This window comes from Vibrio sp. SG41-7, from assembly GCF_014164465.1.
In the GTDB taxonomy this organism is placed as follows: Bacteria; Pseudomonadota; Gammaproteobacteria; order Enterobacterales; family Vibrionaceae; genus Vibrio; species Vibrio splendidus.
The window spans coordinates 1-3,930 of sequence record NZ_JACJFF010000218.1; the positions used below are offsets into that span (position 1 = coordinate 1).

Sequence of the window (3,930 nt, forward strand, 5' to 3'; positions counted from 1 at the left end):
CTCACTGTTGCCAAACACATTGACCACATGAAACTGTTTGGTGGACTGGTAAATGTCCGCCACCTTTTGGCAGTTGCCTTGAGTGAGGGTCAGTTTATCTAACGTAGCGTCATTGACGGGAGTACGCATATGGTGCGTACGCCCTTTGCTGGCCGCCATTAACGCTTGTTCGGTTTTCAGCATGGTTTGAGTGGTGTATTGACCTTTCATGGAAAGGGGGAGAAGCGCCCCGTCTTTCACCCATTGGTCTGCGACCACTTTAAGGTCGATTGCATTGGCTTGTACGCCGCCCTTGGTAAACTCGGCCGCGGCTAATTCTATGATCTTTTGCAGTTTTAGTGCCGTGTTGTATTGCCCCAAGTGTTCAACGGCGCGACTAAACGCGTCTTTAGCGATTTGTTCAGGGTGATGCTCTTGTTGAGCGATGCCGAGGGCGTTTTTAACCAAGTCTTTGGGCTGATAGCCTTTGTTGCACACCGTTTGTTGCCAGCGAGTATTGAGCTCGGCCTCACTTTCGTAGGTTTTGGCTTTGCGAGTATCGAGTGCGGCTACATCTTTTGCCGCTTGCGTCCCCCCAAAATCTAAGGCTTGTTGGTCGAGCTGTTGTTTGCGAGTAGAAAACGTATCAAGGAGGATTTGAGGGAGGCCTTTGGCTTCAAATTGGCCGTTACCCAATCCTTGCATTTGATAACCCATTTGTTCGCTCTCTTTGGCAAGCTGACTCTGGTAAAGAGCGGTGTAGTACTTTTGGAAGTGGTAAATGCGCTCGCCTGTTCCATTGATGACGCCGCCTTTTTGTTTGAGAGAAGAGGCGAGTGTACGCAGTTGCCCTTCTTGGTCGCGCGTCATGTTTGCCGTCAAAGCGTGGGAATGGAGTTGTGGGTCGTTTTCACGACTGGTTTTATGGCGCACGACCGCAAAGGCCATGGATTCGGTATTGATGAACTCACGAGCGCCTTCGTCATTGATGTGCGTGGCTTGTGCTACGTCTTTTTCTAATTGCGAGAGCACGAATTTGACCGCCGTGTTATGCGCATCGATTAAACGTGTGTCACCCCCGACGAGAGCAAGTACACTGACCGATTTTGGCGCAGAAAAGGTTAGGTCAAACCCCGATTTATGATCGTCGCGTTTGCCTTTGATGGTTTCATGGCCTAGGTGTCCAGATAAAACGGACTCTAACGTTTTTTGGTCAACCGGTTTACCGAGTAGGCCTGCTTCTTCGGCTAACTGACCATGCCAAAAGGTGTTTTCATTGGTACTGTTTTCTTTGAGGTAGTAGTTGTCGTTGCTGTCTTTTTCGAGAGAAATGTCAGGGGTCTCTTGGGTGTTTTCTTCGTTTAAGTAATACTTGGCGGCGCCAGAGGCAGATTTAAGAGGGCTAATGGACATCATAAGGTGTTCTCCTTTTTTTGGGGCGCAGCAAAGCCGCCACGTCAGCGGAATGCCGGTGAGTTGGGTGTGGTACGAATGGGTTAGCGGACGGCGTTGATGTGAATGAAAGGGTGGTAAAGGGTTTTTACAGGGGAGGGTAAGATTGTGTTCGGTCTCTAAATGTTCCTTGATGTTTCATTTCGTGTGGTTAATCGTACATCTCGCCCGTTTCTGCTTGTGTCATGGACGCCTCTTCGGTTTCTCGCTGTAGTGCATTTTGTGTGTTTTCAGCGAGCTGTTGGTTTTGGGCAGCGTTATTGGTCGGGTTTTCCTTTTTCGGTGCTTTGGCAAGGGTTTGTTTTTGATGGGTTCTGGTTTGCTGCTGCTCTTCTTCGTTTTCATAGGTACTTTGCTGAATGGCGAGTAATCGGTTTCTTTGGGTTTCATCGAGTTCATGCAAAGCAATTAACTCATGAAAAATCAAGGCTTGGTCGATACTCTCCATTGCTTTCCCGCCTGGTAGGTTGCGTTTGATGAAGGAGGGTTGGAGATTGCTCATGCGGTCGTACTTCAGTTGCAGCTTAGTGATGAGCATGGAGTTAGGGGTGCGTAAGTAACACTCTAAATCATCCAAACCTTGGATTTGGGCAGGAGAAACCACAGGACGCGTTTTGTTTTGGTGGCCAAGTGAGACACCGTCACGCAGTGCGTTCGCCCCGTAAGAAATATTTTCTCGTGAGATATCGATTTCTTGCTCACCAAGATCATCCGAGGAAATGGTGGCCATCGCTTTTGAAGGGGCGCGGAAGAAAAAGCGCGTGTTGAGCAAATCAAAAATGACTCTCGCCGCGTTGCGCCCGTAAGTGGTTTCTAATTGAGCGTAAGATTGCAAACCCAGTAAATAACATCCTCCAAATTTACGCACTTCAGAAATAATGTGCGTGAGTTCAGGCAGTTTATGTAACGTAGGCATTTCATCGATGATCACCCAAATTCGGCGGTCGTCATCGGGCTCCATTCCTAGAATGGCGTTGGAGGCAATCGCAAGCCACATCGAGATCAGTGGTCTGAGTGCGGTGTGTTGTCTTGCGTTACTCGATAGGAATAAAAATCCGTGCTGGGATTCATCTTGCACCCAATCTGTGATCGAAAATGGCGCCCGTTTATGGTGGCCTTGTGCGTCTTTTTCATCCAAACCATGTAAGTAACGTAATGACTTAATGTAAGTCGCTAGTACCGATTTGATGGAGATAGCTGTCTTCTCGATACTTTTCGAGACGAGGGAGCTAGCTTCGGTGTCTTTTAAGTGTTCACCTAGCGTGGAAAGCTCCGACGTTAAGATAATGTGCAGCAAATTTTCAATGGTACATTTGTGTTTGTCATCGATCATCATTTGATAGGTGGTTGCTGCGAAAATGGTTCGTGCGGAATCCACCCAAAACGGGTCGCCTTCGCCGTGTTGCGGAATAAGCGCGGCCGCGAGCGATTCAAAGTCAGGGGCTTCTTTGGCATCACTCCAAATATCCCATGCAGCGCAACGCTCATCGAAGGGATTTAAAATCACGTCTTTATGAGGGTCATAGAATTTACTGACAAAATCGCAGCCTTTATCGTAGATGATGGCTTTATCGCCTCGCGCCCGTATCCAGCGCAATAACTTGCGAATCGCAACGGATTTACCTGCGCCTGTGGTGCCGTCAATCATTAAGTGCTTGACCTCAAACCTATCAACAAAAAGCTTGTGACCATCGAGTGCAAAAGGAGAGAGTTTTTTCTTCTTTTTCAGCTCTGCGGTGACGGCTTTAGGCTCAGCCAATTGAAAGCCGCGAATGTGGTTATCTTCGCTTTGCTCTCGCCCTTTTCTCTTAAACCAGTGGTTGATAATCACAAACAGCACGGTGGAAGTGGCCACAGAGACCAGTAGGCCAATGAACAGGGCTTGCAGCAATTCTTGGTAGCACTGTGACAAGATGGGGTTTTGCAGTTGTTGGCCAAGGGTGCTGCTGTAGCGTTGATCTTCCCATTCGACCACTACGTTGCGCTTTAGGCTAAAACCTAATTTGTTGAATAGCCAAAATAGACTGTAGTAGTAGGCACCGGTTAATGTGCTGGCCGAGGTGAGGAGGTAAGTAGTGATAAGCCCGAGCAAGGCCGCGAAGATATTGAGGTACTTGATTGTGGTTACGTTCACTTGCCACCACATTCGAATGTTATGGAAAGTGATTTGACCACCACGAGTCGTAGACATAGAAAAACTCCTTGTGAAGGAAAACAAAAAAGCGCCCACACTGAGTGAGGCGCTTTTGTTCGGTAGAATGAAATCAGGAATAAGGTGACAGGTTACAAAGGAGGTGTATTACGAGTGCCAAGGCTAAGGGTCGACAGAATTGTTTGGTGCTCGCATTAAGATTGACCAGTTTCAAAACGTTTTTGTCGGATAGGCGGCACCTGTTACCAGGTGCCTCCCTCCTCAGAACCGTACGTGCAACTTTCACTGCATACGGCTCAAGCCTCCACAAAGGCACCGTTAAGCACCCAGTAACAAAATTACCTTTG

2 protein-coding genes are annotated in these 3,930 nt (G+C 48.0%); both read right to left on the reverse strand.

What is annotated here, in order from left to right; genetic code table 11:
- Positions 1 to 1,395 (reverse strand): MobF family relaxase (gene mobF / locus H5300_RS25805; RefSeq protein WP_182797270.1); only part of this gene is annotated, 1,395 nt, incomplete at its 3' end.
- 187 nt (positions 1,396 to 1,582) lie between these two features.
- Complete coding sequence (gene traD / locus H5300_RS25810; RefSeq protein WP_182797271.1) at positions 1,583 to 3,622, reverse strand: type IV conjugative transfer system coupling protein TraD; 2,040 nt, start codon at positions 3,620 to 3,622, stop codon at positions 1,583 to 1,585.
- Between the last annotated feature and the right edge of the window lie 308 nt (positions 3,623 to 3,930).

What these genes read in the sequence shown, in the direction of transcription:
- traD (WP_182797271.1), bottom strand. Translation starts at nt 3,622, where the DNA reads ATGTCTACGACTCGTGGTGGTCAAATCACTTTCCATAACATTCGAATG.